The sequence below is a fragment of the Streptomyces sp. NPDC037083 genome (assembly GCF_055606485.1).
This window is the reverse complement of sequence record NZ_JBVJSQ010000046.1, coordinates 1-1354: the sequence shown is the minus strand read 5'-3', so window position 1 is coordinate 1354 and position 1354 is coordinate 1. Positions and strand designations below refer to the sequence as shown.

The 1354-nt window shown below is 71.6% G+C and carries 1 protein-coding gene; it reads right to left on the bottom strand.

Features of this window, described 5'->3' with window-relative positions; translation table 11 throughout:
• Positions 1-1354 (bottom strand): condensation domain-containing protein (locus tag ACZ7DE_RS40995; RefSeq protein WP_470769648.1); only part of this gene is annotated, 1354 nt, incomplete at both ends.

Below are 1354 nucleotides of genomic sequence, written 5' to 3'. Positions count from 1 at the left end.
AACACCCGCTCACACTCGGCGTCGTCGAGAATCTCCAACTCCCCGACACGCCGAGCCGGATCAGCCGCCACCGCCTCCAGCAACCGCACAAAGCGCGCCGCCAGACCCTCGGCCGTGCCGTGGTCGAACAGGTCGCTCGCGTAGTCGAGGGCACCGCTGATTCCGGCTGCCTCGCCGTTCGCGCCGTCCTGCTCGGCCACGGTGAAGGAGAGGTCGAACTTCGCCGCCGCGGTCCCGAGCGGCAGTGGGTTCGCCCGCAGGCCGGGCAGGTCGAGCAGGGGGTCGGCGTGGACATCCAGCACCAGCATCACCTGGAACAGCGGGTGCCGGGCGAGCGACCTGGCCGGTTCGAGTACCTCGACCAGGTGCTCGAAGGGCACGTCCTGGTGGGCGTAGGCGGACAGGCTGGTCTTGCGGGCACGGGCCACCAGGTCGGTGAAGGCGGGGTTGCCCGAGGTGCTTGTCCGCAGGACGAGGGTGTTGACGAAGCAGCCGACAGCCTCGTCGAGCGCGTCGTCCGTGCGGCCCGCGATCGGCGTGCCGAGGGGGATGTCGGTGCCCGCCCCCAGCCTGCTGAGCAGTGCGGCAAGCGCGGCCTGGAGGACCATGAACAGGCTGGAGTCGCAGTCGCGGGCGAGCTCGCGGAGCCGGGCGTGCGCCGCCGCGCCCAGGGCGAACGGCACGCGTCCGCCCTGGTGGCCGGCCACCGCCGGGCGAAGCCGGTCGGCGGGAAGCGCCAGTTCCTCCGGGAGGTCCGCCAACGCGTCGGCCCAGTACGCCGTCTGTCGGGAGATCAGGCTGTCCGGGTCGTCCTCACGTCCGAGGAGGTCTTGATGCCACAGGGTGTAGTCCGCGTACTGGACGGGCAGGGGCGCCCACGCCGGGGCCCGGCCGGCGCAGCGGGCCGCGTAGGCCTCGGAGAGATCCCGCGCGAGCGGACCGTTCGACCAGCCGTCACCGGCGATGTGGTGCAGGACGAGCACCAGCACGTGATCCTCGGCGTCGAGGGCGAGCAGTTCGGCGTGGAACGGTGTCCCACGGGTGAGGTCGAACCGGTGGCCGGCCGTGGCGGTGAGCGCCGCGGCGAGTTCCGCTTCGTCCACCTCGCGGACCGGCAGTTCGAGGGCAGCCCGTTCCGGGGTGAGAATCACCTGACGCGGGGTCCCGTCGACCTCGGGGTAGACCGTGCGCAGTACCTCGTGCCGCGTGACCACGTCGGAGAGGGCCGCGACCATCGCGGTGTGGTCCACTTCGCCCCGCAGTCGCAGCGCGAAGGGCATGTTGTAGGTCGGGCTGGGCCCTTCCAGTTGGTGCAGGAACCACAGCCGACGTTGCGCGAACGACAGGGGAAGCA